Origin of the sequence: Caldithrix abyssi DSM 13497 (assembly GCF_001886815.1) — a bacterium.
GTDB classification, from domain to species: domain Bacteria; phylum Calditrichota; class Calditrichia; order Calditrichales; family Calditrichaceae; genus Caldithrix; species Caldithrix abyssi.
The window spans coordinates 4,592,567-4,612,038 of the sequence record NZ_CP018099.1; the positions used below are offsets into that span (position 1 = coordinate 4,592,567).

Consider the following 19,472-nt stretch of genomic DNA (forward strand, 5'->3'; position numbering starts at 1 on the left):
ATGCAGAAGATCGAAGGAAAACTTTCGGCCAGAGGAAAAAAATTCGCGCTGGTGGTCAGCCGTTTTAATGAGTTTATCGGCAACAAACTGCTGGAAGGAGCGCTGGACTGCCTGACGCGTCACCACTGCGAAGAAGATGATATTACGGTGATCTGGGTGCCCGGTTCGTTTGAGATCCCTCTGGTGGCTAAAAAGCTGGCTAAAACCGGAAAGTACGACGGGGTTATTTGCCTGGGAGCGGTGATTCGCGGCGCTACCCCTCACTTTGACTATGTGGCGGCCGAGGTCTCCAAAGGCATTGCGCACACCGCCCTGGAAACCGAAGTGCCCGTTATTTTCGGCATTATCACCAGCGACACCATCGAACAGGCCATTGAACGCGCCGGAACCAAGGCCGGCAACAAAGGCTGGGATGCGGCCCTGGCAGCCATCGAAATGGCCGATCTGATGAGCAAACTATAAAATAAAACTAATTTTGAGGAGCGAAACCGTGACGAGACCGCTTTTAATTCTTTTGTTTGTCTTTAAGGCCTTAACGGCCCAGGGAGTGGGCGACTGGCAAACGTTAACCTACATGAACAACATTAACGGCCTGATCGCAGACGGAAACCTCCTGTGGGCGGTTTCGGACGGCGGTCTGTTTAATTATGATGTTCAATCGACTGAAAGCAAAAAGTTTACCAATACCGACGGTTTGCGTTCCATTAAACTGAACAGAATCGTCCAGGACCAATACGGTCAAATAATCGTCGGCGGACAGGAAGGCCTCGTCCAGTATTACGATCCTTCGAAAAATACATGGCAGTACCAGTACGCTCTTGAGGGAAATAATATCAACCATATTTTCACCAAGCAGGACACCCTCTGGGTTTGCGCCGAAAAGGGCGTCGGCGTTTTTGTGTACGACGGCGCGGAATATGTTTTCAAAGACTTTTTTCGCAACTTTCCGCTAACCGTAGAAAACATCTTTGCCAGCGCCGTATTTGCCGGACAAATCTGGTTGGGAACCGACAAAGGACTGCTCAGCGCGCCTTCGGATTTCGGCCGCTTTCCCATCAACGATCCGCAGCGCTGGCAGACCTTCGGCACAACACAGGGTCTGCCCTCTAATGGTATCCGCGCCCTTTTGCCCACGGAAGATAAACTGTGGGTCGGAACGTACGCCGGACTGGCCTATGTGGACAAACAAAAAAATATCGTCACGGTAAATAACTGGTGGAAAAACGATCAAAACGAATATCAGCCGGTGGAATATCTTGTGGCAGACGCGGCAAACGGCGTGATCTATCCCGCCTTTTCTGTTTTTATTACGCGCTACACCCTGAGCGCAGGTTACCAGGTGCTTAAAACTTACAAATTTAAAATTCAGGGCCTGGCCATCGATGGAACGGGGCAGTTGTGGGCTGCCTTGAAGAACAATGGCATTAAAAATCTGGATGACCTTCATATTAAACTGGATGGCCCTCCATCCAATTTAATACGCACGGTTTTTAAAGATCACCGAAAAAATATCTGGGCTTCCCCCAGTCGTCCCAAAATTATTTTGCAGGATGGCATTTATGTGCACAATGGAGAGCTCTGGCAAAAATGGACGTTCAGAGGGCCTTACTGGCAAACCGTAAATAATGTGGATGTGATTTACGAAGATCGCTTCAATAATTTGTGGTTCGGAACCTGGGGCGGCGGCGTAATGGTAATTACGTCCTCCAATGATACCGTTTTTTTTCATTCGCACGACCTGCCGGGGAGTCTGGAAATCTCTGACATTCAAGAAACCAGAGTCATTGATCCAGCGAAGTACGCCATTTATCGGGACTTTTTTAAGGGAGTAGTGATAGATGAAAATTATGAAGTTATTACGGCTATAAAAGAAGGGCCACGAGGACGTTTGTGGTTCGCTAATTACTGGGCCGCCAACGGGAATTTGTTAGCCGTGGCCCCTTACGAAGAAAATGGCTTCGTTTCGCTGGATAAAAATAAATGGATCTATTTTGGCGCTTCCGATGGCATTGTGGCCAAGGAAGGGGGCGTCCTCTGTATCGAGTTCGATAACTTTGCCAACCGCGTGTATATTGGAACCCTGTCGAACGGCGTGTTTATTCTGGATTATGGAAATTCAGTGGAAAACAAAGCGGACGACCGCCTGTATCAGTTAACCATCCAGGATAATCTGTTTAGCAATACAGTTTTTAGCCTGGCCATGGATCAGGACGGCGTGCTGTGGATCGGCACGGCAGCCGGTCTGAATTCCTTTGACGGGCTGCGCGTGTATAAACATGTGGGCGATGATCTGGGATTGAGCGGGCCGCTGGAAAACGAAATCCACCATATTCTGGTCGATGCGTCTAATAACAAATGGTTTTCCACCACAGGCGGATTGAGTCTTTTACGCGGCGATCGAAGTCCCTGGGACACAAAAGGCTGGTTGGGCTACAACAGAACCAACAGTTTTTTAGTTGACGATAATGTGCAATGTGTTTACCTTGATGAAGACAACAATGAGGCGCTCATTGCCACGGAAGGCGGATTGTCCGTGTATCGCGGACCTTTTGCAGAGATCGAAGAGCAATTTACCAAAACCCCGGCAGGGCCCAACCCTTACATTCTTGAAGCCGGTTCACCAAAATTTGTCATTAAAAACCTGATGTTTAATTCCACCGTAAAAATTTTAAACATTAATGGTAAACTGGTTCGGGAATTGACGCCCAAAACCCTGCTGAAAGACGGCACCCTGGCCGTTGACGGCGGAAGAGCCTACTGGGACGGCCTGGATGCGACTGGAAATAGAGTTGCTTCTGGCATATATTTATTCCTGGCAATTTCAGAAGAAGGGAAAACCATATCCGGTAAAATCGCGGTAATTCGAAAGTAGCCATGATAAAATCACTGTATATTAAAAATTTTGCGTTGGTAGAGGAACTTACCATTAATTTTTCTGATGGATTGAACATCCTGACCGGAGAAACCGGCGCCGGCAAAACGATTATCGTTACGGCCCTTGCTCAGCTTTGCGGTGAACGGAGCAGCGTTGATTTTGTGCGTAAGGGCGCGCCAAAAGCCATCCTTGAAGCAGAAATAGAAATCTCTGAAAATGACCGGTTAAAACAGGCTTTGCAGAATCTTGATATTGACGGATGGGACGCCCCCGTGTTGATTTTGCGCAAGGAGATTACGGCTCGCGGCACGTCGCGCACCTTTATCAACGACACCCCAGTTCCATTAATCAGGCTGGGCGAGGTCAGTTCCTTACTGATCGATATTCACGGCCAGCACCAGCATCAGCGCTTGCTGCATCCCGAGCATCACATCGCTTATCTCGATGCTTTTGGTAAGCTGGAACAGAACGTGGCCCGGTTCAAAGATTTGTTGGCAGCTTATCGGATTAAAGTCAAAGAACGGGAAGCGCTGAAGGAACAACAGTTGAAAAGCACCCAGTTGCAGGATATGTACCGCTTTCAGATGGAAGAATTGACCAGAGCCGGGTTGCAGCCGGACGAATTGGATGAACTGTACGCCGAGCACAAAAAATTAAGCAATGTGGAAACTATCCATCAACTGGCCTCTGCGATTGCAGGTTTATTGTACGAAGGCGATGTAAACGCCGCCGGTTTGATCGTTGATTCAGAACACAAGCTGGATCAATTGTGCGAGTTTGACGGGCAATTTCATGAGTTTAAAGAGAGTTTACTGAACGCCCGAATTGCCGTGGAAGAATTGGGACGCCATCTTCAAGAATATGTTGCCGGCCTCGAATTTGATCCGCATAGACTGGAGCAGATTCAGGAAAGAATCAATCACCTGGAGTTCCTGTTAAAAAAATACCAGAAAATTTCCATTCAGGAATTAATCGATTATCTGGAAGAAATAAAAACCTTTACGGCCGACATCGATCAATTTGATGAAAAGATTCGGCAAATCGATGAACAGATAAACGAACTAAAACAAAAAATAGAGGAGCAGGGCGCATCGCTTTCCGAAAAGCGCAAAGAGATTGCCAGAACGTTCGAACAACAAATCAGCGATCTGCTGCATAAACTGGGAATGCCTAATGCGCAGTTCAGGATTAAATTCGAAGTCAATGCCGCGCCAGAAGGCCCCTTTTCATTTGCCGGCGAAACGGTACTGGCCAATGAACGGGGCTTTGACCGGGTTCTGTTCGAATTCACCTCTAACGCCGGGGAAGACTTTAAACCGCTGCACAAAGTAGCATCAGGAGGCGAAATTTCGCGCATCATGTTAAGCTTAAAGTCCATTCTGGCCGAAATCGATGATGTGCCGATCATGATCTTTGATGAAATCGATAGCGGGATTTCCGGAAAAGTAGCTCAAATTGTCGGATTACGGATGTCGGAGTTAAGTAAAACGCATCAAATTTTATGCGTTACCCACCTGCCTCAAATAGCCGCATTTGCCAGCACACACTTTAAAGTTGCAAAAATTATTGAAGATAATCGCACTTTAGTCGATATTAAGCTATTGAACGATGAAGAGCGAATCACGGAAGTGGCCGCTTTGCTCGGCGGACAGAAAATAGCGGAACAGACACTGGAAAATGCACGCCATCTGATTTTAGAAGCGGAAAATCTAAAAAACGAATAATTTCGTACGATAAATATTGCAAAATCCCAGACTTATCTTTAATTTAAAGAAGTGCCTAAATTTACAGGAGGCTAAAATGGGTAAGGGTGAACGTTTTTTTTCAAAAAATTTGATTTTTGAACAGGGCCGTCAAAGGTATTTCCTTGGTTTGTTCAAAAGGAAAAAAAAGGTCGAGCTACGCCCCGGCGCTTTGCCTCCTGAAAAAGTAAAAGAAATTGTCAAAAAAATCGGTAAAAACAAAAAGGTTAACATCCGGCGCGTTGAATATGACGGAACCCCGGAAGAAAAGCCGATTACAGTGCGTATTATCGATATTAAAGACGATTATTTTACCGGGAATGTTATCAATGTCGAACGCTCCATTAAGCAGGAGCTGGATGAAAAAGTGGTTTACATCAAAGGCGGCGGCGGCACCATTGATTTCTATTACGAAGACGGCGACATTATGAGCATTGAAGAGGACGTGGATGAAGTCGTAATCGAACAACGGAATATCGGCGAACTGGTCGAGATTTTAGACGCCCTCGATATAAACGAAGAAATTCTGATAAGCTATTACGACGAAGCCAAAGGCGGCGTCATTAACGGACGGGGCCGGCTGATCTCAAAAAATCTTGAAAATAATGATTTTGAAGTTGAATTTTCTGTTATTAATGAAATCGAATTGGACAGGCCCAAGGTCGTAAAATTAAATCTTGAAAAAGACAAAGTGCTGGACATCGAGGTGGTGTTTTGATACATTGACGGTCCTTCTTTAATTGCCCACATTAAAAAACAACCTGTTATTTTTTTGGATTTCAGATATAAAAAATTGTTATATTCCGCTTGCTAAAGAATAAAAATAATAGAAAAAATGTTAAACATATAAAACAAAGGAGATGCTCGTATGCCTTTAACCAAAGAACAGGTGATAGAGACCTTAAGGCAGGTTAATTATCCCGGCTATAGCCGCGATATCGTATCGTTCGGATTAATCCAAAAATTAGACGTTTCTGATGAGATGATTCGCGTCCATCTGGTCGTCAGAAGCACGGATAATAACGTTGCTCAAACCATAAAAAGAGATGTGGAAGCAAAGTTGAAAGAAGCCTATCCTGCCGCAAAGCATGAAGTGGTTTCTGAAATTCAGGAGCCGCCGCAGTTCAAAACAACGGCCAGCGAAACAGCCGGCAAGGAGAAGTTTTTAGCCGGCATTAAACACAAAGTTGCCGTGGCCAGCGGTAAGGGGGGCGTCGGAAAATCGACGGTTGCGGTGAACCTGGCGGTTGCCCTGGTTAAATTGGGTAAAAAAGTGGGATTGCTCGACGCAGATATTTACGGCCCCAGCATTCCCCTGATGCTCGGTGTGGACGAAAAGCCTTTATATGACGGAAAAAAGATCCAGACTATTGAAAAGTATGGCGTGCATTTAATGTCTTTAGGCTTTTTAATAGATAACTCCGAGGCTGTTATCTGGCGCGGGGCTCTTGTGCATCGGGCGCTTCAACAGTTGATGAGCGATGTGGCCTGGCCCGAACTGGATATTATTTTATTCGATATGCCTCCCGGTACGGGCGACGCTCAGCTTACGTTGTCCCAATCTGTGTCCCTTGACGGAGCGGTGATCGTTTCTACTCCGCAGGATGTGGCTCTAATCGATGCCATTAAAGGCGTGCAGATGTTCAGGAAGGTTAATGTGCCAATCATGGGGATTATCGAGAATATGAGCTACTTTGTTTGCCCGCACTGCGGCGAACGAACGGATATTTTTGACCATGGCGGGGTGGCAAAGGTTTGCGCTCAGCTCGAGACGGAGCTGTTAGGCGAGGTGCCCATTGACGCCCGGATCAGAGAAGGCGGCGATGGGGGCAAGCCGATTGTAGCCATGGATCCTGAAAGTCCGCAGTCAAAAGTATTTCTGGAAATTGCTCAAAAAATGTACGACAAGATCGAAAATCAATAGCAAAAAGGGGAAAAATTCCCTGCTTAATTTTGCAAAAGCAGGGAATTTATTCCTTTGTGCCTATTTCGCTGTTTTGCGCTTTAACAAATAACCTGTTGTAAAAAAAGTGATTAAAGCAAATGATTATTATTTGGCATTATATTTGTAATAATTAAAGCGAATGTTTAATCAAAAGGGACAATGGGCAATGCGAATCAAAGTGACCTTTAAAAATCCAAAGCGCAAAACAGTTTTACCGATTAACACCAACTATTATTTAGTAAAATTAATTAAGCATCTGACCTATGAATACCGACGCTATTTAACTTCATTATTGCCCGGCGAGAGGGCGAATAAAGATTTTGACGTTTATACGTTTTCGCAGTTAATTATTCCGGAACGCAAAATCGAAGATTTCATGATCGGTATTCTTTCTCCAGAATTTCACTGGTATATTTCCTCTCCCTATTATCAGTTTCTGGGAATCCTGGCAAAAGAGTTCAGAACTCAAAAAAAAGTTAAAATTTATAATACCTTTTTTGAGGTAGAAGCCGTGCGTTTTGTTCCGGTCCCCGAATTTTCTGATAGCGAGGTTCAATTCACCTGCCTTTCGCCAATGACCGTTCTTAAAAAAGAAGGAAACAACGGCCAAACGCGTAAAAAATATATTCTTCCAGATCAGGACGATTTTTATCAGGCTTTAGAAAAGGATTTAAAGTATAAATACAATGTAATTAATAAAAAACAACTTGATAAAATTGATTTTGATCTGGAGTTTGATCAGGAATACGTGAGGCGCAAAAATAATCGTATTACCAAGGTCATAACGCTTGAAAGCGAATCTCGCGCTCAGGAACAGGTGCGCTGTGTCCTGGCGCCGTTTAAAATTAAGGCAAGCCCCGAAGTGCTGCAGATGATTTATGACGCTGGTATTGGGCAAATGAATTCTATGGGCTTTGGAATGGTGGAAATTGTGAAAAAAAATGGACATAAAAAGTCAAATTTGAGGGCCTCGCACTAATTAGTAATAATCCATCTTAGAGTATTTTTCATATTTTAAGGGTTTATTGCTTCTTTCCTTCCACTTAGGGCCATTGGTACTTTCCCACCGGGTATCAATGGCCCTGTGTATTTAAAGCTTTTAAAGTCTTTGCAAGGATTGTTTGCATGAAAATGTGCATTCATGTAAATTCCCTTTTACGGTATAAATTAAATATTTAAAGGGATATCCAAATGAAATTAAAAGGAATCTTTTTACTCCTGCTTTTAATCGGCCTCTCTCACGCTTCTGACTGGAGCTTTTTAAATGTCAATCGAATTGGCGCAAAGCAATTTATCGAAAGGAACCCTGAAAACAACGGCAAAGATGTTGTCGTGATTATTCTGGACACCGGCGTGGATATGGGCGTTCCAGGATTGGATACCTTGCCGGATGGCGGCGTTAAGGTGATTGACGCACAAGATTTTTCCGGAGAGGGCGATGTGTTTTACGACGAAGCGGAATTCGGGCAAGAAAATAATGAAAAATTTTTACGCGCCCCCGATGGCTTGCGCCTGTTCAACTACGATCGCTTAGCCTTGCAGCCGTTGGACAGCATTTACTATATTGGCGTACTGGATGAAGAAAGATTTAAAAACACCGTTATTCCGGATGTGAACAACAATGGCAAGCAGAACGATAAGTTCGGATTCGTTGTGCTTCAAAGCAAAGAAGGCTGGGTGACTTATATCGATCTGGATGGCGATGGCAACCTGGATGACGAACAACCTGTATGGAATTATAAAGAGAAACATCAGGCCTTGCAATTCCGGGGGCGGGATGAAAAGCTGAACAAAAACCTGGCCACCTTTGCCGTCAATATTTTTCCTGACGAACAGCGGATCAATTTTCATTATGACGGTTCCAGCCATGGCACCCATGTGGCCGGCATAGCCGCGGGCTATCGTTTGAATGGCCAGAAAGGCTTAAACGGTATTGCGCCCGGCGCAAAAATCATCAGTCTAAAAATAGGCGATTGTACCCTGGCTGGCGGCGCCACCACCACGGGCAGCATGTTAGACGCTTATGAATACGGCGTCGAATTTGCCAAAAATTATGACGGCCCGGTTGTTTTTAATATGAGCTTTGGGATTGGGTCGGAAATTGAAGGGCATGCTTCCATGGAAAGTATGCTGGATCGGTTGCTAATGGAAAATGAGAAGCTGCTGTTTTGTATTAGCGCAGGAAACGAGGGCCCGGGAATCTCCTCGGTTGGGCTTCCCGCGGCGGCAAACTATGTTTTAAGTGTGGGCGCCCTGAATACCAGAGAATCGGCGCGCGATGTTTATGGCGCTAAATTAGACGCGGATAAAGTGTTTGTATTTAGCTCGCGCGGCGGCGAACTGAACAAACCGGATATCCTGACGCCGGGTAGCGCCAGCTCCACCGTCCCACCGTATTCCAATCGCGAAAACAAGTGGGGCACCAGTATGGCTTCGCCCCAGGCGGCAGGGGCCGTTGCTCTTTTGATGTCGGCAGCTTATCATGACGGACTGCCCATAATTGGCGCGCTTTTCAAAAAGGCCATTATTAATGCGGCCAGACCTCTAAAAGATTACACGATACTGGATCAGGGAGCCGGCGTTATCGATATCCCCGGCGCCTACAATTTCTACAAAAAATATGTAAAACGAGAAGAACAGAAAAATTACGTCTATTACAGGATCGAAACTCTAAACCCCATGGATGAAGATAATACGGCCAGAGCCGCATACTGGCGTTTAGGAAATTACCTGCCGGATAAACACCACAAACAGGTGTTCAGCATTTATCCGGAATTCAGGGAAGGTTGGACGGCGGATCAGCGCACTAATTTTTACCGCGCCTTTGATTTACGAGCCACGGAACCCTGGATTAAATTAAATCAAAAAAGCACCTATATAAAAGGAGAAAAAGCGGCGCGTGTCGAGGTTTATTTCGATCAACGACAATTAAATAAACCAGGGTTGTACACCGGTAAAATTATTGCTTATCGCAAAGAATGGTCCAACAAGGCAATGAACAAAGAGTTTGAGCTATGGTGCACCTATGTGAACCCGCTGATCGCCAATGAACAAAATCATTATGCCTTAAAGTCGGAGCTGGTAAAAATCAAGCCCGGCAACGTACAACGCATCTTTTTTGATGTGCCGGTGCGCGCCACGGCAATGACCATTCAGCTTTTTACCGAAGGCAGTAAATACGCCAATATCAGGGCCTATCTTTTTGATCCGCAAGGCCGGGAGGTGGAGCAATACACACGTTTAAGCTCTGAATTCGAGTCGCAGGAAATCATTCGTCTCAGCGGGGATGAATTGGAATACGGCATCTACGAATTGGACCTTTACGCCGACTTCAGAAGCGAAGAGCCTTCGTATTGCACTTATTTGATCAGCTTTGCCGGTCTTGAAGTTTCACCCAACCCAATCCGTTATTTAACCTTACGCAATGGAGAAGATGCGCGAGGACGTGTTTCGGTATTCAACTATTTCGACAGGCCGGTTTTGTGCCAGATTGACGGCGAAATTTCGGGTTGGAGTCAAACCAGTTACATCGACGATGAATCGGAGCTCTATCAAAAAGATTTTACAATCGGGCCTGAAGTTGAGAAAGTTGAATTTGAGATAGAGCTGCCGGCAGAGATTTTTAATTTGATGACCGATTTTGCGATTAATATTAAAAATTATGAAGGTAAAACATTAAAAGCCGACGGACTTACTTATCGAAAGAAAAAAATAACCTTTGTCCCGCCGGCATCCGGCGACTATTACATGGAGTTAATTCCGGCTTTTGCCAGCACCATGGCCCAGAACTGGACAGCCACTTTAAAGGAATCGTATTATCTGTTCTCCCGCTTGAACATCAAAGGGAATAGAGAATATTTTTATCCCAGAGTGCAAAAAGAAACTTCTTTTTACGTGGATGGAAATCTTCCTGTGGCTCCGGATGGTTTTCGTTTATTCGGGCATTTAACGCTTACTTCATTAGATCGTTACAAGTTTAAGGTTTTTGTGCCCATTATGTTAAACGCTTCACTCAGGTAGGAGTAGGTTGTTTTAAATGGAGACCGTAATATTACTCAGCGCCGTTGCTGCGATTTTGATGCTGGATAATTCGGCTGCATTTCAAGTGTTGCTGGCTCAACCGATTTTTTCAGGTCCCATCATAGGCTATATCGGGGGCAATGTTGAGCTGGGATACGAACTGGGCTTTTTGCTGCAATTGGTCTGGCTAAGCGATTTGCCTATAGGAGCGGCCATCATTCCTGAAGGAAATTTTGGCTCTATGGCCGCCACGATTCTTGGCGTGTATCTGATCGGGCTTCATCCCCAATATTCCGAGTTTTTAGTCTTTTTGATGATCTGTTACGGAATTTTGGGCAGTTTCATCGGCGCTAAAGTGGTAAACTTAATCCGTAAAGGAAATGAGATCTATTTAAACAGCCTGCAGCAAAAGCTGGAGCAGGGCAAAATTATCCGCCTTGGAAGAGTGATCTTTTTCTCTTTGTTGTTTAACGCCGCTGTTGTATTTATATTTTTTGTAGCTATGACATTGATTTTCGCCAAATTATTTGGTCTGTTTCAAGGAGTCTTGATTCCGGAATTAAATAGAATTGGCATGTACGCCCGCGTGGCGATACTGGGAACGGGAATTGGCCTTACAATAACGTTATTCAGTGAAAAGAGGTGGCGCCCGTTCTATGTGATCGGATTATTGTTTGGCGGAGGATGGGTTCTTTATGAAATCTTCTGAAACAAAATATGGATTAACTTTACCGGAAATACTGGGTATGCTCTGGCGTTCCTTTTTTATTCAATCCGTCTGGAACTTTAAGAGCATGGTTTCCGTTGGATTTTGTTTCGTACTTTCTCCAATCGGACAAAAAATTTGTAAAAACAAAGAAGAATATGTAGCCTTTCTGAAACGGCATCTGGGCTTTTTTAACGCCCATCCTTATTTTGCATCTTATGCCATGGGGGCTATTGCCCGATTGGAACAGCAAATGCACAATCAGGATACGGAGACAATTGAACGATTTAAGAATGCTCTAATCAGTCCGTTGGGGGCGATTGGGGATCGTTGTTGCTGGGCGGTGCTTCGGCCGGCAGCGCTGATTTTTGGTCTGGTGGGTCTGGCTTATTACGAGAGCCTGGATTTAAAATCTTTACATTTGCTCTTAACTTTTGTTTTATATAATATACCGCATATCCATATAAGACTAAAAGGGATCATTGATGGATATCAGTCGGGGTTTGATATTTACAAAAAATTGAAAATTGAAAATTTTGAAAAATTATTGAACTTTTTTAAGATTATTGGAATTATTGGATTGGGCATGTTGATAGCCTGGAATTTGAGAGAAGCTTTAACGCGCCACTGGTTAATGCTTTTATTGTTTGGCATAACCTTTACCGTTTCTCTCTGGTTAAAGATGAAGAGGCGAATGTTCTACACGCCGGTACTGATAAGTCTTGTTTTAGCAATTGTTTGTGGAGTATTATGATCAGAGAAAAAGTTGTAATTACCAATAAACACGGATTACACGCCCGGCCTGCGGCAAAATTTGTGCAAATAGCAGGAAGATTTTCATCAGACATTAAAGTTATAAAAGATGGGCTGGAAGTAAACGGAAAAAGTATTATGGGCGTAATGATGTTGGCCGCCGAGCCGGGTAGCGAGATTATCCTGGAAGTTAACGGTGAAGACGAAAAAGAGGCATTTGAAGCATTAGTAAACCTAATTAAAAGTAATTTTGATGAAGAACAATAAAACCAAAAAAATAAAACGCGAAATCGTATTAAAAGGATTGCCTACTTCACCGGGCATCGGTATGGGACCGGCCTATATCTTCCGGCCTTTTCAGATTAATATTGCCGAGCTGGAGTCGGGGGTGGAAGATGTTGAGCAGGAATTGAAGTTGTTTGATAGGGCCATACGGAAGGTTAAACGACAACTGGAAAATGCCCAGCGCAGCAGTGAGCTTTATTACCAGGATCAGTTTTCCGAAATTTTTGAAAGTCAGAAAGCTTTTTTGCAAGATTCGATTTTGCTCAATGAAATTAAACAGGAAATTCAAAGATCGCGTTGTTCCGCCGCTCAGGCCGTTTCAAAAATTCTTTCGGAAAAGAGCGAATATTTCATTAATCTTGAAAATCGGTATTTTCGAGAACGGGCCTACGACATTATTGACCTGAAACAAAAACTGGTCAATGCGCTGCTGGGAATTGATGTGGATTATCAGTTGAGCTCTCCGGCTATTGTGGTGGCAGAGATGCTCTCCCCTGCAGATACGATTAATTTTAACCGTAATTTGATATTGGGGTTTTTAACGGACAAAGGCGGCCGTACCTCTCATGCCGCGATCATGGCGCGCGGTTTAAGAATTCCTGCGGTGGTCAATCGCTATAACTTGTCCCATATTTTACATGATGATGACTATCTGATTCTGGATGGATTTACCGGCGCGATTATCATTAATCCGACCGAAGAAACCAAAAAGCGGTACGAACAGAAAAGTACGGAATTTAAACAATTCGAAAGCAGGCTCTTTCAGGACATTGAACAGCCGACCGTAACCAGGGACAATTGCCATGTTCATTTACTGGCAAATATTGAATTTGCCCATGAAGTAAGCGATGCGCGCATCAATCAAGCAGAGGGGATAGGTCTGTTCAGAACGGAGAGTCTGTTTATTGAAAAGCAAACCATGCCGTCCGAAGAGCAGCAATTTGCCTATTACAAACAGGTCATTGAACAGATGGAAGGCAGGGAGGTGACCGTTCGCGTGCTCGATCTGGGCGGCGATAAAATATTGCCCAGTAACGAATATCAGCTGGAATCAAATCCCTTTTTAGGCTGGCGGGCCATTCGCTTTTTATTAGACCGACCGAATATTTTTAAAACCCAATTGAGGGCCATTTTACGCGCCAGTATTTTCGGCAAGGTAAAAATTTTAATTCCCATGGTTTCATCGGTGGATGAAATTTTAAAAGTGAAGGAAATTTTAAAGGATGTGCAGCAAGAGCTGAAAAATGACAAAAAGGAGTTTGATCCGCACATAAAGCTGGGCGTAATGATTGAAACGCCCGCGGCGGCTATTTTAGCAGAAACAATGGCAAATTATGTGGACTTTTTTAGCATTGGCACCAACGACTTAACTCAATATGTTCTGGCCATGGACCGAACCAATGAAATGGTTTCTAAAAGTTTTAATACATTTAATCCGGCTGTATTGAGGTTTGTGGAAATGAGCATTAAAGCGGCGCACAAAAAAAACATTGACGTAACCCTGTGCGGGGAGTTTGCCGCCTTTCCCGAGGCGATCCCGCTCTTATTGGGAATGGGGTTAAGACACTTTAGCATGAATCCCTTTTCCATTGCGGGCGCAAAAAAAGTCATTCGCTCTTTAAACCTGGACGAATGTGAGTTACTTTTCCGGAAGATCAGAAAGATGCACACCACTCAGGAAATTGAGCGTGAGTGTCAAAACTTCGTAAAAGAACGAATTGAAGACTTGGAATATTTAAAATAGGAGAAATCCATGTACACCTTAGACAAATCGGACTATAAAAGCATTCTGTTAAAATTTCACTTACAAATCGAACAGAGTCCTCAGTTGCTGGAAAAAGCCAGCATTAATATTGATGTCTCTAAAGTTAAAAATATCGTCTATCTGGGGCTGGGGGCTTCAGGTTTGGCGGGAGATTTGTTGCATGATGTTTTGTTTGATTGCCTGCGTGTGCCTATGAATGTGATTGGCGGTTATTTTTTGCCAGGCTATTGCACAGAAAACACCCTGGTCATTGCTTCCAGCTATTCCGGTGAAACGGAAGAAACGGTAGCGGCCACTAAAAAGGCTATCGAAAGCGATGCGCAGGTGCTTATTGTTACCAGCGGAGGCGAGATGCGCAGACTGGCTGAAGAGAACAATCTTTCCCACATTCTTTTGCCAGAAAATTTCCGTTCTCGCCATGTGTTAGGTTTGCTTTTCTTTCCGCTTTATCATTTTTTGGGGAAAAATGGTTTTATTTCCAGATATCAGGAAGATTTAAGCGATCTGGCAAAATTCGTCAAGAAATTTAGCTCCCGCAACGATTATCCGACTTTTAGCGGAAATATTTTAAGCAGGTCGCTGGCCTACACTATTGAGAATAAAATACCCGTTATTTATTCCACTGCCCCGTATTTACGTTCTGTTTCCAGAAGCTGGAAAGATGAAATTGAACAAAAGGCCAAAGCGCTGGCCATTGCCGGCGTGATCCCTGAAATGAACCACAATGAAATCGTGGGCTGGGAGTGGAATTCGGATATGATTAAAAATTTTATTGCCATCTTCCTGGAAAACAAAGATGTTGATTCTCGCATATTAAAACGCATCGAAATTTCCAAGGAAATTATTAAAAAGCGGGGCGTGGAAGTAGTTGAGGTCTATGCCGACGGTAAGAGCCGCCTGGAAAAAGTCTTTTCGCTGGTTTTATTGGGCGACTGGATGAGTTATTACCTGGCTCTTTTGTACAAAAAAGATCCCACGGAAATTAAAAATGTGGACTATATTCGGCAAAAAATGTCCGGCACAGAATGAATTTGTAGTCCGCGAGAAATTATGTTATATTAAATGCTTTTCTAATATTAACAGCTAATTCAAGGAGAAAGAGGATGCCCAATTATCTGTTTTCATCAGAATCGGTAACGGAAGGCCATCCGGATAAAATGGCGGATCAGATATCCGATGCGATTCTGGACGAAGTTATAAAAGATGATGTTTTTGGACGCGTTGCTTGCGAAACCTTTTTAACCACCGGCCTGGTTCTGGTTGGCGGCGAAATTACCACCGATACCTATGTGGATATTCCAAAAACGGTGCGTGAAGTCGTTAAAGATATTGGTTATGTTAACGCTGAATACGGTTTTGACTACATGACTTGCGCCGTGATGACTTCCATTGATCAACAATCGCCGGATATTGCCATGGGCGTTGACCGGGCGGGCGCCGGCGATCAGGGCATGATGTTTGGCTACGCCACCACCGAAACAGCAGAGTTAATGCCCATGCCCATTTTGTTAGCCCATAAAATAACGCATCGCCTGGCGGATGTGCGCAAAAGCGGTAAACTACCCTTTTTACGCCCCGATGGCAAAGCTCAGGTGACCATTCGTTATGAAAACGATAAACCGATCGCCGTTGAAAAGGTGGTGGTTTCTGCCCAGCATGAACCGAATGTCGCTTACGAAACATTGAAAGAAGCGATTATTGAAGAGGTGGTTAAACCGGTTTTGCCGCAGGAGATGGTTAATGGCCGTGAAATCACCTATTTTATTAATCCTACCGGCCGATTTGTGATCGGCGGTCCGCAGGGCGACGCCGGGCTCACCGGACGTAAGATCATTGTTGATACTTATGGCGGAGTGTTCAGCCATGGCGGCGGCGCGTTTAGCGGAAAGGATCCCACGAAGGTCGATCGTTCTGCCTCGTATTTTGCGCGTTACGTGGCCAAAAACGTGGTGGCCGCCGGTCTGGCCGAAAAATGCGGCGTACAGGTTGCCTATGCCATCGGCGTAGCCGAACCGGTTTCGTTGATGGTGCAAACATTTGGCACCGGTAAAATGCCCGATGAAGAATTAACCAAATTGGTGCAAAAACATTTCGATTTTACGCCTGGCGGCATTATTGAAACGCTGGATTTACGCAGACCCATCTATCGTAAAACAGCGGCTTACGGACACTTTGGCCGTGAAATGAAGGAGTTTACCTGGGAAAAAACGGACATGGCTGAAACGTTAAAAAAAGGTTGATTAAATTTTAAAGCGACTCATCGAGTCGCTTTTTTTTTAATGAAGGTAAAAAGAAAAACGCGTGTCGATACAGATGAACTACACTTTATGGACAGGAAAGGAGCGAAACGTTGAACAATCTTTTCATCATTGAACACCCGCTGCTGCAGGCAAAGTTAACGGTGCTGCGCGATAAAAGAACCAAACGTCAGGAATTCCGACAAACACTTTCAGAGATTGCCATGTTGATGACTTATGACATCACGCGCAATATTCCGGTTTCTCATGTTAAGGTGGAAACCCCGCTGGAAGAAACCACGGGTACAGTGCTGAACAAAGATGTTACACTGGTCCCCATTCTTAGAGCGGGCCTGGGCATGATTGACGGTATTCTGGAACTGCTGCCGGATGCAAGAGTTGGGCACGTGGGCGTTTATCGGGATAAAAAAACGCTGCTGCCGGTTGAATATTATCTGAAATTGCCGGAAAATGTAAAAGAGACTTTTGTGATTTTAGTGGATCCCATGCTGGCCACGGGCGGATCTGCCCTGGCGGCTATTGAAATTTTGAGACAAAAGGGCATTAAAGAACTTAATTTTTTGTGTCTGGTGGCCGCGCCTGAGGGTGTGCGCGCCGTGCATGAAAAATTTCCGGATGTCAAGATTTTTACTGCGGCGCTTGACCGACAGTTGAACGAGCACGGTTATATTTTGCCCGGCCTGGGCGATGCCGGAGACCGCCTTTACGGCACCGAATAAGGCCAATCATTTTAATTGAAAATTTAATGGGCTTCATGAATCATGTTCGAAGCAAGACAAATTTTCTTTTTAAGAGTAACGCCAGATCGCCTGTTTTTTGACGCGCAACAGGCCTTACCCGTTTCCAAAACTGCATTAAAGTTAGGAAGCGAAACGCCCATCGAGCAGTTTACACAGCGCTTTGCCTGGCTTAAAGTAAAAGTCCGTTCGTTTGATGCGGGAATATTGACCTGTGAAATTATCGAATTTACAGAAAACGGAAGCCGTGCTTTTGCCCGGCAACAGATTAATCTAAAAGGCGTTCAAAAACTGCTGCTGTATGCCCAGGACACCTTTAAAATTTTACAACTGGCCCGGCGAAAAACGACGGTTAAAAAAACAGTCGCACGGCAAGTTCAACCGTCTGCCCGACCTTCATCTACCCCGCCTCCCCCGGCAGAAAAACCGCCTGTAAAACCAGATCAGCCGTCTCTTAAACAAACCCCGCCTAAAGCCCCAAAGCGTCAGGAGCCCAAAATTATCAGAACAACGGTTACCTTTTTTGTTCCCTTTCCATCTTTAAAGTTCGGCAACGGTTACGCTCAAATTAATGAATATGTGTACATCCCGGCGATTTCGCGCAGCATGATGATTGAAGCGCGTATTGAAAACCAATTTATTCGCCAGGAATTCGAATACATTAAAGAGTATTTTAGCAAGGTTTTAAAGATCAAAACGGTTCGTGTGAAGGCCAATCTCATGATCAGGGATGGCGAGGCGACGGTTGAATCTGCCCGTTCGCCAGAGATCGAGAAAATTAATTCTGCGCTGATCGGCGAAGTAAAGGTTAAATTTATCAAAAAAGAATTAAATCAGGAAGGACACAAAGACGAAATTTTAACGGTAGATACGCTATTTGCGGCCGACGAAAAAAAGAAAAAGGCTGTGTTCAACGTGCAGGACGGCGAATTTATTCAGGAATTGATACGCATTAAAAAACCGAAACATGGCGAGCATGTTAAATATCTGGTTGATTTGCACAACCACCGCGTTTACCGCTTGCGCATTATCACCAACCCGCTGTCGTTTGTCTTTTTTCTGGAGGGCAAAAAGCGTTGTTTTTTGGCCTGGGAAACTCTGGCCGGAACGGACGGTACGTACCTCTGGGCCCTTTCGGGTAATTTGGGTGATTTGCTGGCAAAAAAGGAGATGTTTAAACGAGAGGTGATGAAAATCGAAAATGAAATTAAAACCGTAAAAAAAATAGGCCGCCTGAATTATCTAAAAAACCCTCCGCCAAACTTCGTGCGTGTGTTCCACGATTACCGGGATGCGCAGGGATTCGCGCGCTGGAAAAAAGAACTGCAAAGCCGGATTAATAGCTAACCCAAAGTTTATTTTGCGCCAGCCGCCAGAATGGTTTCCAGATTCTCTCCGTTTAACAAAACCACATGGGAAGAAACGAATCGTTCATTTAATGGATGATCGAATAAATAGATTGAATGTCCGCTTTGCTGAAGCTGGTTAAAATAAGCTTCCAGGCGTCCCTGTGGGTGGATGTAAAAAAACAGAACTTTTTGACAGTGACTGAAAATTAGGGCATCACGTTTGCGCACCAGGCTTTGATTGGCGCGCTTGCCTGCCGTTTCCGGCGCAATCATCAACAATTTTTGCTCGCCAAGCAAAAGGCTTTGCTGTTCGGTAAGAGAAAGCTCATTGAGTTCACGTGCGTGGTAGTGAATCAGATTGGCCTGAACATCCGGACGAAACAGTTTCAAAAGGGTTTTCTCCAGCGGCGATTGCCATCCTCCGGCCAGGCTGATCGGTAAATGCAAAAGTTTGTTAAAAAGATCTATGGCTGCAGGCGACAGCTCAGCAGGAGATTCTCTGGATGCAAAAACGGCTACTTTGGTCTGGCTGAGCAGTTCAATATTTCCCCGGGTGTGGAATACCATTAAAGGTTGCGAGGAATCAATCATGACGTTTCCTCCCGCCCTCCATTTATTTTTTTAAAAGCATTCTTAACGCTTCAAGGTATTTATTCAAACGCCGACGGTCCTCTTCAGTAATGACATCCAGGCGCTTAATATCCAGGTTGTCGTTTAAATCGGCAATTTTTACCTGAACGGCCAGCGGATTTTTTGCAATCCGTTGAAGATAATCAAAATAATCTTCGCCCGGTCGGCGCGTAAGACAATCGACCGCGTTTAAAACTTCTCGCGAAAAGCCGTGTTCTTCCAGCTCCTGCAATGTACAGTCTGCATCTTCCAGCACATCGTGGAGCAAAGCGACAATTTTAGCGTTGCTGCCGGACACGTTGTGCATGACGCGCAAGGGATGCAAGATGTACGGCATGCCGGCCCGATCTTTCTGGCCGGCATGGGCCTTTAAAGCGATTTTAAGGGCAGCTTCCAGGGCGTCCATT

Annotated in this window: 17 protein-coding genes; 15 read left to right on the forward strand and 2 right to left on the reverse strand. The window is 44.7% G+C overall.

What is annotated here, in order from left to right:
• From ribH to Cabys_RS18125, 15 genes are all read left to right on the forward strand, one after another.
• Entirely contained in the window at positions 1 to 462 is a 462-nt protein-coding gene (gene ribH / locus Cabys_RS18055) for a 6,7-dimethyl-8-ribityllumazine synthase (protein WP_006927937.1), read from the forward strand.
• 28 nt (positions 463 to 490) lie between these two features.
• Positions 491 to 2,872, forward strand: coding sequence for a two-component regulator propeller domain-containing protein (locus Cabys_RS18060; protein WP_006927936.1), 2,382 nt, complete (start codon positions 491 to 493; stop codon positions 2,870 to 2,872).
• A 2-nt stretch (positions 2,873 to 2,874) separates the two neighbouring features.
• Positions 2,875 to 4,599 carry a DNA repair protein RecN gene (gene recN / locus Cabys_RS18065; protein ID WP_006927935.1) on the forward strand — a complete coding sequence of 575 codons (1,725 nt, stop codon included), beginning with the start codon at positions 2,875 to 2,877 and terminating at the stop codon, positions 4,597 to 4,599.
• A 76-nt stretch (positions 4,600 to 4,675) separates the two neighbouring features.
• A complete protein-coding gene (locus tag Cabys_RS18070) occupies positions 4,676 to 5,335 on the forward strand; it encodes a hypothetical protein (RefSeq protein WP_006927934.1) in 660 nt (219 codons plus the stop codon).
• 150 nt (positions 5,336 to 5,485) lie between these two features.
• Positions 5,486 to 6,541 (forward strand): Mrp/NBP35 family ATP-binding protein, encoded by a 1,056-nt coding sequence (locus tag Cabys_RS18075; RefSeq protein ID WP_006927933.1) that lies wholly within the window; start codon positions 5,486 to 5,488, stop codon positions 6,539 to 6,541.
• Between the two features lie 187 nt (positions 6,542 to 6,728).
• Complete coding sequence (gene cas6, locus Cabys_RS18080) at positions 6,729 to 7,541, forward strand: CRISPR-associated endoribonuclease Cas6 (RefSeq protein ID WP_006927932.1); 813 nt, start codon at positions 6,729 to 6,731, stop codon at positions 7,539 to 7,541.
• A gap of 212 nt (positions 7,542 to 7,753) precedes the next feature.
• Positions 7,754 to 10,582: a S8 family serine peptidase gene (locus tag Cabys_RS18085; protein ID WP_006927931.1), complete on the forward strand. Its 2,829-nt coding sequence runs from the start codon at positions 7,754 to 7,756 to the stop codon at positions 10,580 to 10,582.
• 16 nt (positions 10,583 to 10,598) lie between these two features.
• Positions 10,599 to 11,291 (forward strand): PTS sugar transporter subunit IIC, encoded by a 693-nt coding sequence (locus Cabys_RS18090; RefSeq protein WP_006927930.1) that lies wholly within the window; start codon positions 10,599 to 10,601, stop codon positions 11,289 to 11,291.
• Positions 11,278 to 12,042 (forward strand): PTS system mannose/fructose/sorbose family transporter subunit IID, encoded by a 765-nt coding sequence (locus tag Cabys_RS18095; protein ID WP_006927928.1) that lies wholly within the window; start codon positions 11,278 to 11,280, stop codon positions 12,040 to 12,042. Before Cabys_RS18090 ends, Cabys_RS18095 begins: the two co-directional genes overlap by 14 nt.
• Positions 12,039 to 12,308, forward strand: coding sequence for an HPr family phosphocarrier protein (locus tag Cabys_RS18100; RefSeq protein ID WP_006927927.1), 270 nt, complete (start codon positions 12,039 to 12,041; stop codon positions 12,306 to 12,308). The genes Cabys_RS18095 and Cabys_RS18100 overlap by 4 nt, the downstream gene beginning before the upstream one ends.
• Positions 12,295 to 14,070, forward strand: a complete 1,776-nt coding sequence (ptsP, locus tag Cabys_RS18105) for a phosphoenolpyruvate--protein phosphotransferase (protein ID WP_006927926.1) — start codon at positions 12,295 to 12,297, stop codon at positions 14,068 to 14,070. Before Cabys_RS18100 ends, ptsP begins: the two co-directional genes overlap by 14 nt.
• Positions 14,071 to 14,079: 9 nt before the next feature.
• Positions 14,080 to 15,120: a bifunctional phosphoglucose/phosphomannose isomerase gene (locus Cabys_RS18110; RefSeq protein ID WP_006927924.1), complete on the forward strand. Its 1,041-nt coding sequence runs from the start codon at positions 14,080 to 14,082 to the stop codon at positions 15,118 to 15,120.
• 74 nt (positions 15,121 to 15,194) lie between these two features.
• Complete coding sequence (gene metK / locus Cabys_RS18115; protein ID WP_006927922.1) at positions 15,195 to 16,331, forward strand: methionine adenosyltransferase; 1,137 nt, start codon at positions 15,195 to 15,197, stop codon at positions 16,329 to 16,331.
• A gap of 110 nt (positions 16,332 to 16,441) precedes the next feature.
• On the forward strand, positions 16,442 to 17,068 hold the full coding sequence (gene upp, locus Cabys_RS18120; protein ID WP_006927921.1) for a uracil phosphoribosyltransferase: 627 nt from the start codon (positions 16,442 to 16,444) through the stop codon (positions 17,066 to 17,068).
• A gap of 42 nt (positions 17,069 to 17,110) precedes the next feature.
• Positions 17,111 to 18,433 carry a hypothetical protein gene (locus Cabys_RS18125; RefSeq protein ID WP_006927920.1) on the forward strand — a complete coding sequence of 441 codons (1,323 nt, stop codon included), beginning with the start codon at positions 17,111 to 17,113 and terminating at the stop codon, positions 18,431 to 18,433.
• 8 nt (positions 18,434 to 18,441) lie between these two features.
• On the opposite strand, the gene Cabys_RS18130 is transcribed toward Cabys_RS18125, so the two are convergent.
• Both Cabys_RS18130 and Cabys_RS18135 read right to left on the reverse strand, forming a co-directional pair.
• Positions 18,442 to 19,026, reverse strand: coding sequence for a hypothetical protein (locus tag Cabys_RS18130; RefSeq protein WP_006927918.1), 585 nt, complete (start codon positions 19,024 to 19,026; stop codon positions 18,442 to 18,444).
• Positions 19,027 to 19,048: 22 nt separating this feature from the next.
• Entirely contained in the window at positions 19,049 to 19,471 is a 423-nt protein-coding gene (locus tag Cabys_RS18135; protein ID WP_006927917.1) for an HD domain-containing protein, read from the reverse strand.
• Between the last annotated feature and the right edge of the window lies 1 nt (position 19,472).

Coding starts and splice junctions, on each gene's coding strand:
- Cabys_RS18085 (WP_006927931.1), top strand. CDS start 7,754: ATGAAATTAAAAGGAATCTTTTTACTCCTGCTTTTAATCGGCCTCTCT.
- Cabys_RS18135 (WP_006927917.1), bottom strand. CDS start 19,471: ATGGACGCCCTGGAAGCTGCCCTTAAAATCGCTTTAAAGGCCCATGCC.
- Cabys_RS18095 (WP_006927928.1), top strand. CDS start 11,278: ATGAAATCTTCTGAAACAAAATATGGATTAACTTTACCGGAAATACTG.
- Cabys_RS18125 (WP_006927920.1), top strand. CDS start 17,111: ATGTTCGAAGCAAGACAAATTTTCTTTTTAAGAGTAACGCCAGATCGC.
- Cabys_RS18100 (WP_006927927.1), top strand. CDS start 12,039: ATGATCAGAGAAAAAGTTGTAATTACCAATAAACACGGATTACACGCC.
- ribH (WP_006927937.1), top strand. CDS start 1: ATGCAGAAGATCGAAGGAAAACTTTCGGCCAGAGGAAAAAAATTCGCG.
- ptsP (WP_006927926.1), top strand. CDS start 12,295: ATGAAGAACAATAAAACCAAAAAAATAAAACGCGAAATCGTATTAAAA.
- Cabys_RS18075 (WP_006927933.1), top strand. CDS start 5,486: ATGCCTTTAACCAAAGAACAGGTGATAGAGACCTTAAGGCAGGTTAAT.
- cas6 (WP_006927932.1), top strand. CDS start 6,729: ATGCGAATCAAAGTGACCTTTAAAAATCCAAAGCGCAAAACAGTTTTA.
- Cabys_RS18110 (WP_006927924.1), top strand. CDS start 14,080: ATGTACACCTTAGACAAATCGGACTATAAAAGCATTCTGTTAAAATTT.
- Cabys_RS18130 (WP_006927918.1), bottom strand. CDS start 19,026: ATGATTGATTCCTCGCAACCTTTAATGGTATTCCACACCCGGGGAAAT.
- Cabys_RS18090 (WP_006927930.1), top strand. CDS start 10,599: ATGGAGACCGTAATATTACTCAGCGCCGTTGCTGCGATTTTGATGCTG.
- Cabys_RS18070 (WP_006927934.1), top strand. CDS start 4,676: ATGGGTAAGGGTGAACGTTTTTTTTCAAAAAATTTGATTTTTGAACAG.
- metK (WP_006927922.1), top strand. CDS start 15,195: ATGCCCAATTATCTGTTTTCATCAGAATCGGTAACGGAAGGCCATCCG.
- recN (WP_006927935.1), top strand. CDS start 2,875: ATGATAAAATCACTGTATATTAAAAATTTTGCGTTGGTAGAGGAACTT.